The organism is Spirillospora sp. NBC_01491, from assembly GCF_036227065.1.
In the GTDB taxonomy this organism is placed as follows: Bacteria; Actinomycetota; Actinomycetes; order Streptosporangiales; family Streptosporangiaceae; genus Spirillospora; species Spirillospora xylanilytica.
In genome coordinates this window covers 7,842,533-7,858,671 of record NZ_CP109432.1, presented here as the reverse complement: position 1 = coordinate 7,858,671, position 16,139 = coordinate 7,842,533, and the positions used below count along the sequence as shown (strand labels likewise).

Sequence of the window (16,139 nt, the reverse complement as noted above, 5' to 3'; positions counted from 1 at the left end):
CCTCCTTCGTCGACGTCCGTTGGCCAACAGCAGTTTGCCAACGGCTGTTGACCTCAACGCTAACCGCCCGCCGGACGTTTGCCAACACCTGTTGGCTATCCTTGTCCGGATGGCCTTCACCCAGCGCTCCGACCAGACCCGCACGGCGATCCTGACGGCGGCCCGGCGCCGCTTCGCCGCCGACGGCTTCGAACGCGCGACCATCCGCGCCATCGCCGCCGACGCCGGCATCGACCCGTCGATGGTCATGCGCTACTACGGCAGCAAGGACGGGCTGTTCGCGGCGGCGACCGACATCGACCTGATGGCGCCCGACCTCGGCGCGGTCCCCCGCGACCAGGTCGGGCAGACTCTGGTCCGGCACTTCGTCGAGCGGTGGGAGGGCAGCCTCTCCGACGAGATGCTGATCGTGCTGTTCCGCTCCTCCGTCACCAACGACATCGCCGCCGAGCGGATGCGCACCGTGTTCGGCGTCCAGGTCGCCGGGGCTCTCGCCCCCGTGGTGGCCGACCCGGCCGAGCTGCCCGCGCGGGCCGGGCTGGTGTCCACCCAGCTCCTCGGGGTGGCGCTGTGCCGCTACATCCTGTGCCTGCCCCCGCTCACCGGCCTCGGCGCGGACGCGCTGATCGCCAACATCGGTCCCACCGTCCAGCGCTACCTCACCGAGCCGCTCCCCCGGTGACGGGACGGGCGCGCGGGTCACCGCCTGGTACTACTTTCCGGCCCCGGACGTTCGGTCTCAGGGAGGGGGGCCGGCGGGACGGCCGCCCGTAGACTCGGTGCCATGATCTCCCCCGTCCGGCGGAAACTGGCCCTGCTCCCTCTAGTGCTGCTGCCCCTGGGCACCGTGGCCGCCTGCGGCGGCGAAGGCAGCAAAACCGACTGCGGCGCCCGCTCCTGCACCATCACCTTCGATCGCGGGGTGGACGCCAACGCCTCCATCCTCGGCGTCAAGGCCGAGCTGATCGGCGTGGACGGCCGCTCGGTCACCCTGAAGGTGGCCGGGCAGCGGATCACCGTGCCGGTCGGCGAGAACGAGCAGGCCGACGGCTTCGACGTCTCGGTCCAGTCGGTCACCAAGGACCAGGTGGTCGTGAAGATCGCCAACAACGGCTGACGCCCGGACCGTCGTCCCCCCCGCGTAGGCTCCCGCGCATGATCGAGATCGACACCGCGCAGCGGCGGGCGCGGCTCGGCCGGCGGCACCGGCTGGCGGCCGGCGACCGCACCGACGACGTCCGCGAGATCGTCCGGTCCATGGTGGCGCTGCACGCCAGCGACCCGGCCTCGGTCTTCCTGGCGGTCGCGGCGCGCAGCGTCACGGCGGGCCCCGGCGCGGTCGAGCGTGCCCTTTACGACGACCGGTCGCTGCTGCGGATGCTGGCGATGCGGCGGACGATGTTCGTGGTGCCGGCCGAGTTCGTCCCGGCCGTGCAGGCGTCCACCGCCGACGCCCTGGCGGCCAGGCAGCGCCGCACCTACTCCCGGTTCGTCGAGCGGGCCGGCGTCGTCGACGGCGACGCCGCCGCCTGGTTCGCCGACGTCGAGGAGGCGGCCCACCGGGCGCTGCTGGCCCGCGGCGAGGCGACCGGCGCGCAGCTCAGCGCCGACGAGCCGCGGCTGCGCACCCAGGTCGACACCTCGCCCGGCAAGCCGTACTCGCGCCCGACCGGCATCACCACCTGGGTCCTGCTGACGCTCGGCTGCGCGGGGCGCATCGCGCGCGGGCGCCCCAACGGGTCGTGGTCCAGCAGCCAGTACCGGTGGGCGCCGATCGAGACCTGGTTCCCCGGCGGCATCCCCGGCACGCCGCCCGCCGAGGCGCGGGCCGAGGTCGCCCGGCGCTGGCTGCGCGCGTTCGGCCCCGCCCCCCTGTCGGACCTGAAGTGGTGGACCGGCTGGAGCGCCGGCGACGTCAGGAAGGCCGTCGCCGCGCTGGACGTCGTCGAGGCCGGCCTCGGCGGGACGACCGGGCTGGTGCTCGCCGACGACACCGAGCCGGTCGCGCCCGCCGAACCGTGGGCGGCGCTGCTGCCCGCGCTCGACCCGACCCCGATGGGCTGGCAGGACCGCGGCTGGTTCCTCGGCGGACACGGGCCCGCCCTGTTCGACAAGACCGGCAACATCGGCCCGACCGTATGGTGGGACGGCCGCGTCGTCGGCGGCTGGGCCCAGCGCGCCGATGGCGAGATCGCGGTGCGGCTGCTGGAGGACCCGGGCGCCGAGGCGAAGGCGTCGATCGAGGCCGAGGCCGCCCGCACCACCGCGTTCTACGCCGACGTCCGCGCCGTCCCCCGGTTCCGCACCCCCCTGGAACGCGAACTGACCGCCTGATCCGCGAAGATGTCGGCATGCCCGCCGAACGGATGCTCCCGAGCCCCGAAGCCGAAGACCTCATCGCCCTGACCCGCGACCTCGCCCGCAGGGAACTGGCGCCGCGCGCCGCCGCCGCGGAGGAGGCCGGTGCGTTCCCCCGCGAGATGTTCCGGCTGCTCGGCCGGGCCGGGCTGCTCGGCCTGCCCTACCCCGAGGAGGACGGCGGCGGCGGCCAGCCGTACGAGATCTACCTCCAGGTGCTGGAGGAGATCGCCTCGGTGTGGGCGTCGGTCGCCGTCGGCGTCAGCGTGCACACCCTGTCGTGCTTCCCCCTGTCGGCCTACGGCGCCGGCGAGCAGCGCGAGCGGCTGCCCGCCCTGCTGGCCGGCGACCTGCTCGGCGGCTACGCGCTGTCGGAGGCGCATGCCGGGTCCGACGCGGGCGCGCTCAGCACCCGCGCCGTCCCCGAGGGCGACCACTACCGGATCACCGGCACCAAGACGTGGATCACCCACGGCGGCGAGGCCGACTTCTACGTCCTCTTCGCGCGCACGTCCGACGACGGGGGCCGCGGCATCTCCTGCTTCCTCACCGAGGGGCGGATGCCGGGCCTGACCTTCGGGCCGCCCGAGCGCAAGATGGGCCTCACCGGGTCGACCACCGCGCAGCTCCACTTCGACGGCGCCGCCGTGCCCGCCCGGTGGCGGCTCGGCGCCGAGGGGCAGGGGTTCCCGATCGCGCTGTCGGCGCTCGACTCCGGGCGGCTCGGCATCGCGGCGTGCGCGGTCGGGCTGGCGCAGGGCGCCCTCGACCACGCGGTGTCCTACGCGACCGGCCGCGAGCAGTTCGGCCGCCCGATCATCGACAACCAGGGGCTCTCGTTCCTGCTGGCCGACATGGCGGCGGCGGTGGAGTCGGCGCGCGCGACCTATCTGGACGCCGCCCGCCGCAAAGACCGCGGGCTGCCGTTCGCGCGGCAGGCGTCGATCGCCAAGCTCGTCGCGACGGACGCGGCGATGAAGGTGACGGTCGACGCGGTCCAGGTGCTCGGCGGCTACGGGTACACCCGCGACTTCCCGGTCGAGCGGCACCTGCGCGAGGCGAAGGTGATGCAGATCTTCGAGGGCACCAACCAGATCCAGCGGATGGTCATCGGCCGGCACCTCGCCGCCGACGCCCGGAAGCGGCGCTGACCGCCCCGCGTCCGGGATCGGCCGGCCCGCCCCCGACCGCGGACCTCCCCTGACCTCCGACCGGGCGTAGCCGGGCGGGGACGCGGGTAGGTGATCATCGCCTGGCGGACGCGACGGGGGGCGCGCGTGGTGGAGGGCGGGACGGGGGACGGTGCGGCGCGTCCTCCCGCACGGGCGGCGCCGCGGGTCCCGCCGCACCGCGGGGAGGGCGACCGCGAGCGGCTCACCGCGTTCGGGGGGCTGGCGGCGCTGTCGCTGGACGCGTTCAGCTCCGTCGCGTACGGGCCGGAGGCGATCGTCCTGGTGCTCGTCGCGGCGGGGGCCGCCGCACTGCGGTTCACGCTGCCGGTCGCCGCCGTGATCGCGGTGCTGCTGGTGGTGCTCGTGGTGTCCTACCGGCAGGTCATCGCCGTCCACCCGGACGGCGGGGGCTCCTACGCGGTCGCCCGCAGGGACCTCGGGCAGCCCGTCAGCCTGCTGGCGGCGGCGAGCCTGCTCGTCGACTACGTCCTGACGGTCGCGGTGAGCCTGTCGGCGGGCGCGGCCAGCATCGCCTCGGCCTTCCCGGTCCTGTCGGGGCACCTCCTGGAGATGGCGCTGTGCGGGCTGCTGGTGATCGCGGGGGTCAACCTGTGGGGCATCGCCGAGAGCGCGCGGGTGCTGATGCTCCCGATGGCGGCGTTCGTGGTGCTGATCCTCGGGATCGTGGCCGCCGGGCTGGTCCGCGGGCATCCGGCGGCGGTGGTCGGCGGGGCGCGGCCGGTCCACGCCGTGGAGGCCGTCGGCATCGTGCTGATCCTCAAGGCGTTCTCGGCCGGCTGCTCGGCGCTGACCGGGGTGGAGGCGATCGCGAACGGCACCCCGGCGTTCCAGGAGCCGCGGGTCCGCCGCGCGCAGCACACCGAGATCATGCTCGGCGTGCTGCTCGGGGCGATGCTGCTCGGCCTCGCCACCCTGATCACCCGCGACCACGTGGCGCCGCGCGCGGGCGTCACGGTGCTCGCGCAGCTGTCGGCCGGGGCGTTCGGGGCGGGCTGGCTGTACTACGCCGTCAACCTCGTGACGGCGCTGATCCTGGCGCTGGCGGCCAACACCAGCTTCGGCGGGCTCCCGGTGCTGTTCAGCCTGCTGGCCCGCGACCACCGGCTGCCGCACCTGTTCGCGCTGCGGTCGCGGCGGCCGGTGTTCCGGTTCGGGATCGTGACGCTCGCGCTGTTCGCGGCGGTGCTGCTCATCGTGGTCGACGCGGCCACCGCGCGCCTCATCCCGCTGTACGCGATCGGGGTGTTCATCGGCTTCACGATCAGCCAGACCGGGCTGGTGCGGCACTGGTGGTCCACCCGCCCGCCGCGGTGGGCGGCGCGGGCCGCGCTGAACGGCGCCGGCGCGGCGATGACCGCGACGGCGACGGCGGTCTTCCTGGCCAGCAAGTTCACCGAGGGCGCCTGGGTGGTGGTGGTGATCATCCCGCTGGTGATGCTGCTGTTCGCCCGGATCCAGGCGTTCTACCGCGCGGTGGACCGCGAGATCGGCGCGGACCTGGTCGCCGCCCCGGCGCGGAACCCCGCCGAGGTGGTGATCGTGCCGGTGGCCGGCATCGACCGGCTGACCGGGCAGGCGCTCGGGGCAGCGCTGACGCTCGGGCTGGAGGTGATCGCGGTCAGCGTGCACACCGAGGCCGACCAGGCGGCGGCGTTCCGCGAACGATGGGACCGATGGGACCCGGGGGTGCGGCTGGAGACGCTGACCAGCCCGCAGCGGTCGCTGATCAGGCCGATCATCACGTTCGTGCGCGAGAAGCACAGCGACCGGCCGGTCGCCGTGCTCGTCCCGGAGGTCGAGCCGCGGCGCTGGCGGTACCGGCTCCTCCAGGACCCGCGCCCGGCCATCCTGGTGACGCTGCTGCGCACCGAACTCGACGTCATCGTCTGCACCTACCCGTACCGGCTGACGACGCGCTGAGGCGGACGCCAGGGCGAGGCGGGCGCCCCAGGGCAAGGCGGGCCCGCCGTCCGGAGATCAGCCGGCGGCGGCCCGGGCCCTGCCCGCCGAACGGCGGCGGGTCACCGCGATGACCGCGATGGCGAGGACCGCCGGGCCCGCGACGCCGACCGCGCCCAGGAACGCCAGGCCACGGTAGGTGCGCACGGTGCCGTCCGGGGTCACCAGCAGCCCGCCGCCCTCGCCGCGGCAGGTGAGCCGGGCGGGGCCGGTGAGCGGGGCCTTGAACGTCGCGGTGTAGCGGTAGCCCGGATGGCCGGCGGCGCTCCAGGAGTTCTCCCGGGTGAGCCTCAAAGGCCCGGACGCCCCGGCGAGCGCGACCGCGCACCTATACGGGCTGGAGGCGTGCTCGCGCACGTAGACGAAGTAGGTGCGGCCCTCGGCCAGCCGCACGGTCACCCCGATCCGCGGGTCGCCCGACACGACGGGCCCGTCCGCGGCCTCGACGTCCTCCCAGGTGCAGGCGAGCACCCCGAGGAACCCGGCGGAGGCGGCCAGCAGCAGCACGGCGGGCAGGGCGTACCAGCCCGCCCTGGGCCGCACCGGAGGAGGGTGCGGCCGGCCGGACGGCGGGGGCCCGGGAGGCGCAGGTCCCGTCGGCGTGTTCGGCCCGGCCCACATCTCGGTCCTCCCCGTTCTCCCGTACGGAGAAGATCCTGCGGCGCTGCTCTGTCGCCGACACGATCCCAGAGAACCCCGCCCGCCGCCAGACGGGCCCGCCCGCACTGACCGGCCCGGCGCGGCGGGCCGGTGACGTCCCGTCCGGGAAGCGAAGAGGGGCACGTGCCGAACCCGCCCGACCTCCCGCTGGGGACCCCGGCCTGACCGGCGGGTTTCGCAACCGGGTATTCTGACCGGCATGATCGGGTTTACGACGGGGCTGCGCATGGTGCTGTTCACCATGGCGCTCACCTGTGTGGACGACGCGCTGTGTCGCCGCTGACGCTCCCGCCCGACCCTTCCTGACCCGCCGCCACCGCGCGTGCGCGCCCTGCCCGCGCCCACCTCCGCGTCCGGCCGGGTCACCCCCACTCCCCCTGGAGCCCCTCGTGTCGACGACACTTCCCTTCCTGCGCCCGCCCTCCCCGGCCGTCACCTCCGTGCCCGCCCCCGTCCCCGAAGACCTCCAACCGGTCCGCCGCGCGCCGCTGCTGATCGCCTCGCTCGGCTCGCTCGCCCTCACCGGCTACGTCTGGGCCGAGCACGGGGCCAAGCAGGGCGTGCTGCTGCTCCTCGGGCTCGGCCTCGGCATCGCGCTGTTCCACTCCCGGTTCGGCTTCACCTCCGCGTGGCGGCAGCTCGTCGCCGTCGGCAACGGCACCGGCCTGCGCGCGCACGCCCTGCTGCTCGGCACCACCGCGACCCTCTTCGCGCTGATCATCGGGACCGGCACCGGGCTGTTCGGGACGGCGCCGCAGCCGTCCGGCGGCGACCTCGGCGTCGCACTGCTCGCCGGGGCGTTCCTGTTCGGCATCGGCATGCAGCTCGGCGGCGCCTGCGCGTCCGGGACGCTGTTCGCGGTCGGGTCCGGCCAGTCCACCATCCTGCTGACGCTCGGCGGCTTCATCGCCGGCTCGATCCTGTACTCGTGGCAGTTCGACCTGGTCGACGACCTGCCGTCGGTGCCCGGCGTGCTGCTGTCGGACCACCTCGGCTGGTTCGGCTCGTGGGCGGTCACCCTCGCCGCGCTCGCCGGGATCGTCGCGCTGACCCGGGCGGTCCAGGCCCGCCGCACCCCGCCGCCGGTCGGCGCGGTGCCCACCGCCCGCGGCCCGGTCCGCGCCGTCCGCGGCTCCTGGCCGCTGCTCGCCGGGGCGCTGGTCCTGGCCGTGCTGGGCGGCGCGGTGCTGCTGGTCTCCGGCGGAGCCTGGGGCATCACCAGCGCGTTCGCGCTCTGGGGCGCCAAGTTCCTCCAGTTCATCGGCCTGCACCCGGAGACGTGGAGCTACTGGGAGCAGCCAAAGCAGGCGCAGATGCTCGCCGGGCCGGTGCTGGCCGACAAGACCAGCCTCACCGACATCGGGATCATGCTCGGCGCCGCCGTCGCGTCCGCCGCGGGCGGCGCCTGGACGCTGCACCGCGGGATGCCCTGGCGCACCGCCGTCGCCGCCGTCCTCGGCGGGATCATCATGGGCGTCGGCGCCCGCCTGGCCGGCGGCTGCAACATCGGCGCCTACCTCGCCGGGATCGCCTCCGGCAGCCTGCACGGGTGGCTGTGGGGCGCGGTCGCGCTCGCGGGCACCTGGGTCGGCCTGCGCGCCCGCACCCTGTTCGGCCTCGCCAACCCCGCCCCCAAGGACAGCGTCTGCTGACCCCGCCTCCTCCCGGCCCGGCCCGAACGGGTCGGCCCCGCCGAACCGGCCGGTGGCGGCGGCACGCCGGTCGACCGCGCCCGCCGCTCGGCTCCGGCCGGGACGGACGGTCAGAGGCGGGCGGCGACGGCCCCGGCCAGCCGGTCGGCGGCGCCGGGGCCGAACTGGAGGTAGAGGTTGGGCTCGGCGAGTTCGAGCTCGATCACCACCGGCGACCCGTCCGGGCCGGGGACGAGGTCGACGCGGGCGTAGAGGAGGTCGGGGCCGCCGGGGACGGCGGCCAGGGCCCATTCGGCCACCGCGAGCTGCTCGGCCGTCGCCTCGGCGGCGGTGACCTGCCCGCGGGGGCCGCCCGGGACGACCGGGCCCTCGACGCCGGCGCCCGCCGTGAGGATGGGCGCCTTGCGTCCCGCGTGGCTGAACGCGCCGTCCAGGAACACCAGCGCGGTCTCGCCCTCGGTGTCGATGGCCGACAGGTACGGCTGGACCATCGCGGTCCGGCCCCCCTCGCGCAGCGACCGCAGGTGCGCGCGGGCCGCCGCCTCCTCGCCGGGACCCCAGCGGGCCGTGTCGCGGCACCCGATGGAGACCGCGGGCTTGACCACGTACTCGGGCCACTCGGCGGGGACCCCGGACGGGTCCCACAGCGTCGGCACGACCGGAACTCCCGCGTCCGCGAGCTCGCGCAGGTAGCGCTTGTCGGTGTTCCAGCTCAGCACGTCCACCGGGTTGAGCAGCCGGGGCAGCCCCCGCGCCCAGGCCAGGAACTCGTCGCGGCGGGTGGTGTAGTCCCAGGTCGACCGGATGATGACCAGGTCGTGGGACGACCAGTCGGCCGGGCCGTCCCAGACGACCGGGTCGGCGGCCAGGCCGGCCCGGTCGAGGGCCTTGATCAGGGCTTGCGCGTCGTCGCTGCCCTCGGGCAGCCACGAGCAGGTGGCCAGGGCGATGGTCACGGGGGGGGTTCCTAACGGACGGGGTGGCCCCCGGCGCGGAGGGCGTCCTTCACCTCACCGATCTTAAGGTCGCCGAAGTGGAAGACGCTGGCGGCCAGGACGGCGTCGGCGCCCGCGTCGACGGCGGGCGCGAAGTGCTCCAGGGCCCCGGCGCCGCCGCTGGCGATGACCGGCACCGACACCGCGGCCCGGACCCGGCCGAGCATCTCCAGGTCGAAGCCGTTCTTGGTGCCATCGGCGTCCATCGAGTTGAGCAGGATCTCGCCGACGCCGAGCTCCTCACCGCGGCGGGCCCAGCCGACCGCGTCGATGCCGGTCCCCTTGCGGCCCCCGTGCGTGGTCACCTCGTAGCCGGACTCGGTGCCCGCGTCCGTCCGGCGGGCGTCGACCGACAGCACCACGCACTGCGAGCCGAACCGGTGCGCGGCCTCGCTGAGGAACTCGGGACGGGCGATCGCGGCGGTGTTGACCGACACCTTGTCGGCCCCCGCGCGCAGCAGCCGGTCGATGTCGTCCACCGCCCGGACGCCGCCGCCGACGGTGAGCGGGATAAACACCTCCTCAGCGGTGCGCCGCACCACGTCGTAGGTGGTGGAGCGGTCGCCGCTGGAGGCGGTGATGTCGAGGAAGGTCAGCTCGTCGGCGCCCTCGGCGTCGTAGCGGCGGGCCAGCTCGACCGGGTCGCCCGCGTCGCGCAGGTTCTGGAAGTTGACGCCCTTGACCACCCGCCCGGCGTCGACGTCCAGGCACGGGATCACCCGCACGGCGACACTCACTTGACCGCCGCCAGCGCCTCTTCGAGGGTGAACGCCTCGGCGTACAGGGCCTTGCCGACGATCGCGCCCTCCACCCCGTCCGGCACCAGCGCGGCGAGGGCGCGCAGGTCGTCCAGGGACGAGACGCCGCCGGAGGCGACCACGGGCTTGCCGGTCCGGGAGCAGACCTCGCGGAGCAGCTCGACGTTCGGGCCGCGCAGCGTGCCGTCCTTGGTCACGTCGGTGACCACGTAGCGGGGGCAGCCGTCGTCCTCCAGGCGGGCCAGGACCTCCCACAGGTCGCCGCCCTCGCGGGTCCAGCCGCGGGCGGCCAGGGTGGTGCCGCGGACGTCCAGCCCGACCGCGATCCGGTCCCCGTGCGAGGCGATGATCTTGCGGCACCAGGCCGGGTCCTCCAGCGCGGCGGTGCCGATGTTGACCCGCGCGCAGCCGGTGGCGAGGGCCGCCTCCAGCGAGGCGTCGTCGCGGATGCCGCCCGACAGCTCGACCTTCACCTCCAGCCGCCCGGTGACCTCGGCGATCAGCTCGCGGTTGGAGCCGCGCCCGAACGCGGCGTCCAGATCGACCAGGTGGATCCACTCGGCGCCCGCGGACTGCCAGGCCAGCGCGGCGTCCAGGGGCGCGCCGTAGGACGTCTCGGTGCCGGCCTCCCCCTGGACCAGGCGGACGGCCTTGCCATCGGCGACGTCGACTGCGGGAAGGAGCGTCAGAGTCATGCGAGGACCTCATCGGGGCTGGTGACAGGGACTCGCGCCACGGCGGGCGCGTTCAGGCGAGGGTGGAGAGCCAGTTGCCGAGGACCTCGGCGCCGGCGTCGCCGGACTTCTCCGGATGGAACTGGGTCGCGCACAGCGCCCCGTTCTCGACCGCGGCGACGAACGGCCCGCCGTGCTCGGCCCAGGTGACCAGCGGCGGGGTGAGCCGTCCGGCCGGGTCGGGCTCCAGCTCCCAGCGGCGCACCGCGTAGGAGTGCACGAAGTAGAAGCGGGTGGCAGCGTCGAGGCCGCGGAACAGCACCGAGTCCTCGGGCGCGGCGACGGTGTTCCAGCCCATGTGCGGCAGGACCGGCGCGTCGAGCCGCTCGACGGTGCCGGGCCACTCGTCGCAGCCCTCGGTGGTGACGCCGTGCTCGACGCCCTTGCCGAAGAGGATCTGCATGCCGACGCAGATGCCGAGGACGGGCCGGCCGCCGGCCAGCCGCCGCCCGATGATCTGCTCGCCGCGGATCGCGCGCAGCCCCGCCATGCAGGCGGCGAACGCGCCCACGCCGGGGACGACCAGGCCGTCGGCGTCGAGCGCGGCGTCCCAGTCGGCGGTCACGGTGACCTCGGCGCCGGCGCGGGCGACCGCCCGCTCGGCCGAGCGCAGGTTGCCCGAGCCGTAATCGAGGACGACGACGCGGGGGGTCACAGCCACATCACCCCCGCCGTCGCGGCCAGCACCGCGAGGACCAGGACGATCAGCGCGGCGATCTTCAGCCCCTGCTTGACGAAGCTGTAGACGCCCATCAGCAGGAACACCGCGACCGCGAAGACCACGACGTTGCCATAGGTGAAGTGCAGTCCGCCGATGTCCACGGCTACAGGGCTCCCTTGGTGGACGGGATGCCGTGCACCTTGGGGTCGAGGGCGACGGCGTCGCGCAGCGCGCGGGCCAGCGCCTTGAACTGGGCCTCGACGATGTGGTGCGCGTTGCGCCCGTACGGGACGTGCACGTGCAGGGCGATCCGCGCGTTGGACACGAACGACTCGAAGATGTGCCGGGTCATCGTGGTGTCGTACTCGGGCCCGATCATCGGGGCCATGCCCGCGGGCTCGGCGTGCACCAGGTAAGGGCGGCCGGACACGTCCACCGTCACCTGCGCGAGCGCCTCGTCCAGCGGGATCGAGACGTCGGCGAAGCGGTGGATGCCCGCCTTGTCGCCGAGCGCCTGCCGGAACGCCTGGCCGAGCGCGATCGCGGTGTCCTCGATCGTGTGGTGGCTGTCGATGTGCAGGTCGCCGGCGGTCTTGACGGTCAGGTCGAACGACCCGTGCTTGCCGAGCTGGGCCAGCATGTGGTCGAAGAACCCGACGCCGGTGGCGACGTCGACCTGCCCGGTGCCGTCGAGGTCGATCTCGACCAGGACCTGGGTCTCCCCGGTCCCGCGCTCGACTCTGCCCTTGCGCGTCACAGACTCTCCTTCAAAGCGGTGCGGAAGGCGGCCATCTCGTCCGGGGTGCCGACGCTCACCCGCAGCCACTCGGGCGGGCCCACCTCGCGGATCAGCACGCCCCGCTCCAGCAGGGCCTCCCAGACGCGGCGCCGGTCGGGGAACGTCCCGAACAGCACGAAGTTGGCGTCGGAGTCGGCCACCGTGAGCCCCTCGGCGCGCAGCCACGCGACCAGGTCGTCGCGCTCGCGGCGGAGCGCGCCGACGGTGCCGAGCAGCTCGTCGCCGAACGCGACGGCGGTGCGCGCCACGGCCTGCGTGACCGACGACAGATGGTAGGGCAGCCGGACCAGCAGCAGCGCGTCGAGCACGGCGGGGTCCGCGGCCAGGTAGCCCAGCCGCGTCCCGGCCATCGCGAACGCCTTGGACATCGTCCGGGTGACGATCAGCCGGGGGCGGCCGGGCAGCAGCGACAGCGCCGACGGGGTGCCCGCGCGGCGGAACTCGCCGTAGGCCTCGTCGACCACCACCATGCCGGGCGCGGCGTCCAGCGCGGCCTCGATCGCCTCCAGCGGCAGGGCGGTGCCGGTCGGGTTGTTCGGCGAGGTGAGGAACACCACGTCGGGCCGGTGCTCCTTGATCGCCGCGACGGCCCGCTCGGGTTCGAGCCCGAAGTCCTCGGCGCGGTGCGCGTCGATCCACCGGGTGCCGGACACCCGGGTGATCGCCTGGTGCATCGAGTAGGACGGCTCGAAGCCGAGCGCGCTGCGGCCGGATCCGCCGAACGCCTGGAGGATCTGCTGGATGATCTCGTTGGACCCGTTCGCCGCCCACACCTGCCGGGCGGTCAGCGCGGCGCCGGGCGGGGCGCCGTCCAGGCTCTCCCGGTTCAGGAAGGCGGCCAGGTCGCCGCGGAGCGCGACCGCGTCGCGGTCGGGGTAGCGGTTGAGCGACCCGGCCACGTCCATGACGGCCGCGCCGAGCGCCTTCACCAGCCGCTCGGACGGCGGGTAGGGGTTCTCGTTGGTGTTGAGGGCGTAGGGAACGTCGAGCTGGGGCGCGCCGTAGGGCTTCTCGCCGCGCAGGTCGGCGCGGATCGGCAGGTCGTCCAGCGAGGTCACGACGGCACCTGCCCGCCGAACCGCGCCTTCAGGGCGGTGCCGTGCGCGGGCAGGTCCTCGGCTTCGGCGAGGACGACCACCCGGGCGGTGGCCTCGGCGAGCGCGGCCTCGTCGTACTCGACCACGTGGATCCCGCGCAGGAACGACTGCACCGACAGCCCCGAGGAGTGGCAGGCGCAGCCGCCGGTCGGCAGCACGTGGTTGGACCCGGCCAGGTAGTCGCCGAGCGACACCGGCGCGTGCGGGCCGACGAAGACCGCGCCGGCGTTGCGGACACGGGCGGCGACCCCGCGGGCGTCGGCGGTCTGGATCTCCAGGTGCTCGGCGGCGTAGGCGTCGACGACGCGCAGCCCGGCGTCGATGTCGTCGACCAGCACGATGCCGGACTGCCGGCCGGCGAGCGCCGCGGTGATCCGCCCGGCGTGCCGGGCGGCGGCGGCCTGGGTCCTCAGCTCGGCCTCGACCGCGGCGGCGAGCTCGGTGGAGTCGGTGACCAGCACGGCGGCGGCGAGGGTGTCGTGCTCGGCCTGGCTGATCAGGTCGGCGGCGACGTGCGCCGGGTCGGCGGTGCGGTCGGCGAGGACGGCGATCTCGGTCGGGCCGGCCTCGGAGTCGATGCCGATGACGCCCTTGAGCAGCCGCTTGGCCGCGGCGACGTACACGTTGCCGGGCCCGGTGACCAGGTCGGCGCGGCGGCACTCGGCGGTGCCGTGGGCGAACATCGCGACCGCCTGCGCGCCGCCCGCCGCGTAGACCTCGTCGACGCCGAGGAGCGCGCAGGCCGCCAGGATCGTCGGGTGCGGACGGCCCCCGAACTCCTTCTGCGGCGGCGAGGTGACGGCGAGCGAGCCGACGCCGGCCTCCTGCGCGGGCACCACGTTCATGACCACGCTGGAGGGGTAGACCGCCTGCCCGCCCGGCACGTACAGGCCGACGCGGTCGACCGGGACCCACCGCTCGGTGACGGTGCCGCCGGGCACCACCTGGGTGGTGACGTCGGTGCGGCGCTGGTCGCGGTGGACGAGCCGGGCCCGCCGGACGCACTCCTCCAGCGCGTCGCGGACGGCCGGGTCGAGGGTGGCCAGCGCCCGGTGGATCACCGGCACCGGCACCCGGGCGGACTCCAGGTCGACGCCGTCGAAGGCCCTGGTGTGCTCCCGCAGCGCCGCCGAGCCGCGATGGCGCACGTCCTCGCAGATGGGCCGCACCTTGTCCAGGGCGGCCTCGACGTCCAGTTCGGCGCGGGGCAGCACACTGCGCAGGTCGCCGGGGAGCGGGCCGCGCAGATCGATACGGGAGATCACCCGAACAGTCTACGGAGTGGGACAGGCGCCCCGTGCACCATCTCACCAGCCGAGACGCCCGCCGGGAGGCCGCGGGCACCCGCCCTCGGGGCCCGCCGGGATCACACCGTGAGGGTGCCGTCCAGGACGATCACGGCCGTACCCGAGAGGATCACCCGGTCGCCGCGCAGGGCGGTGCGGACGTACCCGCCGCGAGCGGACGCCTGGTAGCCGACCAGGGCGTCCCGTCCGAACCGCTCGCTCCAGAACGGGGCGAGCGCGCAGTGCGCCGAGCCGGTGACCGGGTCCTCGCCGTCGCCGAGCAGCACCCCCGCGGCGAAGAAGCGGGAGACGAAGTCGTGCGCCTCCCCCGGCGCGGCGGCGGCCGTGACGATGATCCCGCGCGCCTCGATCCGCCCGAGGGCGGCGATGTCGGGGGCCAGGTCGCGGACGGCGGCCTCGCCCGCCACCTCCACCAGCAGATCGTTCTGGGAGGTGCGGCCGGTGCGGAGGGCGGCGGTGCCGAGGGCGGCCGCCAGCCCCGCGGGGGCCTCGGCGGGCTCGGCCGGGGAGGCGGGGAAGTCCATCTCCAGCACGCCGCCGGAGTCGCGGGTCACGGTGAGGACGCCGCTCTCGAGCGTCCGGAAGCGGATCGTCCCGCCGGCCGGGACGGCTCCGGTGGCGAACAGCGCGTACGCGCTCGCCATGGTGGCGTGCCCGCACAGCGCCACCTCCGTCAGCGGGGTGAACCAGCGCAGCTCGAAATCGGCGTCCGGCGCCTCGATCGGGCGGACGAACGCGGTCTCGGAGTGCTTCATCTCCATGGCCACCCGCTGCATCCAGCCGGGGTCGGCCTCGTGCTCGAGCATGCAGACCCCGGCGGGATTCCCGCTGAAGGGGCGGTCGGTGAAGGCATCGACGACGAGCATTCTCATGGTCCCGACCCTAGGCCGTGTTTCAAAGCCCGGCCCGGCGTCCTCGCCTGGCGGCTCGGACACCGACCTGGCTTAGGCGAACGCGACATCGCTCCGCGATCTGACCGATGGGGCTCGCCTCCGGCATCGCCCCACCGGCCAGGTAACACGCTCGCGCGACGGCCGAGGTACTTTGAGACAGACCCTAGCCGCGGCCCGGCGCGCACGGCAGGGCCGTTCCGCGGAAGTGGCCCGGTTCCGGGACGGAACTTCAGATGGTGACAATCCGGCCATTTCAAGATCATCGAGCGCCGCGTACCCTGGCCGTGAGGGGCGCGCGCCCGGATCGTCCCCCCGAGGCTGGGAGTCACCGTGACCGACCGGCTTGCACTGTTCCCGCTGGGCACGGTGCTGTTCCCGGGACTGGTGCTCCCGCTGCACCTGTTCGAGGACCGCTACCGCCTCCTGGTCCGCGACCTGCTCGCCCGCCCCGAGCCCCGCGGCATCGGAGTGGTCGGCATCGAGCTCGGCCACGAGGTGGGCGAGGGCGCGGCGCGCCGGCTCGCCGAGGTGGGCTGCGTCGCCGAGCTGACCGAGGTCGTCCCGCACCCGGACGGCCGGTACGACATCGTGACGGTCGGCAGCCGCCGGTTCCGGCTCAAGGAGATCGACCGCACGCTGCCCTACCTGCGGGGCGAGGTCGAGTTCCTCCCCGAGGAGCCCGGCGCCGAACCCGAGAGCGCGGCCCGCCGGGCGCGGCACCAGTTCCGCCTCTACCGGCAGCGGCTCGGCATGATGGGCATCGGCGGCACCTCCGGGCCCGGCTCCGGTCCCGAGGGGGACGAGGGCGCTGAGGGGAGCGGACCCGACGGGCTGCCCGCCGACCCGGTCCGGCTGTCGCACTTCATCGCGGCCTCGATGGTGCTGGACGGCCACGAGAAGCAGCGGCTGCTGGAGGCCGAGGACGCCACCCTGCGGCTGCGCGCCGAGCGCGAACTGCTGGCCCGCGAGAACCGGCTGCTCGACGTGCTGCCCGCCGTTCCCGCCGGCCAGTTCCTGGACGGCTCGTTCACCTCCAACTGAGCATCCCGCCCGGTCCGGGCCCGCCCGGTCCG

General features: G+C 74.8%; 17 protein-coding genes. 7 read left to right on the top strand and 10 right to left on the bottom strand.

Annotation, left to right across the window (positions count from 1 at the left end; all coding sequences use genetic code 11):
• Positions 1–109 precede the first annotated feature (109 nt).
• From OHA34_RS36510 to OHA34_RS36490, 5 genes are all read left to right on the top strand, one after another.
• Positions 110–682, top strand: coding sequence for a TetR/AcrR family transcriptional regulator (locus OHA34_RS36510; RefSeq protein WP_285936741.1), 573 nt, complete (start codon positions 110–112; stop codon positions 680–682).
• Positions 683–784: 102 nt separating this feature from the next.
• On the top strand, positions 785–1,117 hold the full coding sequence (locus OHA34_RS36505; RefSeq protein WP_285936742.1) for a hypothetical protein: 333 nt from the start codon (positions 785–787) through the stop codon (positions 1,115–1,117).
• A gap of 38 nt (positions 1,118–1,155) precedes the next feature.
• Entirely contained in the window at positions 1,156–2,334 is a 1,179-nt protein-coding gene (locus OHA34_RS36500; RefSeq protein WP_285936743.1) for a winged helix DNA-binding domain-containing protein, read from the top strand.
• A gap of 17 nt (positions 2,335–2,351) precedes the next feature.
• Positions 2,352–3,509, top strand: a complete 1,158-nt coding sequence (locus tag OHA34_RS36495) for an acyl-CoA dehydrogenase family protein (RefSeq protein ID WP_285936744.1) — start codon at positions 2,352–2,354, stop codon at positions 3,507–3,509.
• Positions 3,510–3,599: 90 nt separating this feature from the next.
• A complete protein-coding gene (locus OHA34_RS36490; RefSeq protein WP_285936745.1) occupies positions 3,600–5,471 on the top strand; it encodes an APC family permease in 1,872 nt (623 codons plus the stop codon).
• 57 nt (positions 5,472–5,528) lie between these two features.
• Here OHA34_RS36490 and OHA34_RS36485 read toward each other — a convergent pair whose 3' ends face one another.
• On the bottom strand, positions 5,529–6,053 hold the full coding sequence (locus OHA34_RS36485; RefSeq protein WP_285936746.1) for a hypothetical protein: 525 nt from the start codon (positions 6,051–6,053) through the stop codon (positions 5,529–5,531).
• Between the two features lie 506 nt (positions 6,054–6,559).
• Here OHA34_RS36485 and OHA34_RS36480 point away from each other — a divergent pair.
• On the top strand, positions 6,560–7,822 hold the full coding sequence (locus tag OHA34_RS36480) for a YeeE/YedE family protein (RefSeq protein ID WP_285936747.1): 1,263 nt from the start codon (positions 6,560–6,562) through the stop codon (positions 7,820–7,822).
• Positions 7,823–7,932: 110 nt separating this feature from the next.
• Here the strand turns inward: OHA34_RS36480 and OHA34_RS36475 are convergent, their stop codons facing one another.
• The 9 genes from OHA34_RS36475 to OHA34_RS36435 form a co-directional block, all read right to left on the bottom strand.
• Positions 7,933–8,778, bottom strand: a complete 846-nt coding sequence (locus OHA34_RS36475) for an ATP-grasp domain-containing protein (RefSeq protein ID WP_285936748.1) — start codon at positions 8,776–8,778, stop codon at positions 7,933–7,935.
• A gap of 11 nt (positions 8,779–8,789) precedes the next feature.
• Positions 8,790–9,554, bottom strand: a complete 765-nt coding sequence (hisF, locus tag OHA34_RS36470; protein ID WP_285936749.1) for an imidazole glycerol phosphate synthase subunit HisF — start codon at positions 9,552–9,554, stop codon at positions 8,790–8,792.
• Positions 9,551–10,270: a bifunctional 1-(5-phosphoribosyl)-5-((5-phosphoribosylamino)methylideneamino)imidazole-4-carboxamide isomerase/phosphoribosylanthranilate isomerase PriA gene (priA, locus tag OHA34_RS36465; protein WP_285936750.1), complete on the bottom strand. Its 720-nt coding sequence runs from the start codon at positions 10,268–10,270 to the stop codon at positions 9,551–9,553. Before priA ends, hisF begins: the two co-directional genes overlap by 4 nt.
• 52 nt (positions 10,271–10,322) lie before the next feature.
• Positions 10,323–10,964, bottom strand: a complete 642-nt coding sequence (gene hisH / locus OHA34_RS36460; protein WP_285936751.1) for an imidazole glycerol phosphate synthase subunit HisH — start codon at positions 10,962–10,964, stop codon at positions 10,323–10,325.
• Positions 10,961–11,131: a hypothetical protein gene (locus OHA34_RS36455; protein ID WP_285936752.1), complete on the bottom strand. Its 171-nt coding sequence runs from the start codon at positions 11,129–11,131 to the stop codon at positions 10,961–10,963. The genes hisH and OHA34_RS36455 overlap by 4 nt, the downstream gene beginning before the upstream one ends.
• Before the next feature lie 2 nt (positions 11,132–11,133).
• On the bottom strand, positions 11,134–11,727 hold the full coding sequence (hisB, locus tag OHA34_RS36450) for an imidazoleglycerol-phosphate dehydratase HisB (RefSeq protein WP_285936753.1): 594 nt from the start codon (positions 11,725–11,727) through the stop codon (positions 11,134–11,136).
• Positions 11,724–12,827 carry a histidinol-phosphate transaminase gene (locus tag OHA34_RS36445; RefSeq protein ID WP_285936754.1) on the bottom strand — a complete coding sequence of 368 codons (1,104 nt, stop codon included), beginning with the start codon at positions 12,825–12,827 and terminating at the stop codon, positions 11,724–11,726. The genes hisB and OHA34_RS36445 overlap by 4 nt, the downstream gene beginning before the upstream one ends.
• A complete protein-coding gene (gene hisD / locus OHA34_RS36440) occupies positions 12,824–14,131 on the bottom strand; it encodes a histidinol dehydrogenase (RefSeq protein WP_285936755.1) in 1,308 nt (435 codons plus the stop codon). Before hisD ends, OHA34_RS36445 begins: the two co-directional genes overlap by 4 nt.
• Positions 14,132–14,232: 101 nt before the next feature.
• Positions 14,233–15,045, bottom strand: a complete 813-nt coding sequence (locus OHA34_RS36435; protein ID WP_329520154.1) for a PhzF family phenazine biosynthesis protein — start codon at positions 15,043–15,045, stop codon at positions 14,233–14,235.
• A 351-nt stretch (positions 15,046–15,396) separates the two neighbouring features.
• On the opposite strand from OHA34_RS36435, the gene OHA34_RS36430 reads away from it, so the two are divergent.
• A complete protein-coding gene (locus OHA34_RS36430; RefSeq protein WP_329520153.1) occupies positions 15,397–16,107 on the top strand; it encodes an LON peptidase substrate-binding domain-containing protein in 711 nt (236 codons plus the stop codon).
• Positions 16,108–16,139: the final 32 nt, after the last annotated feature.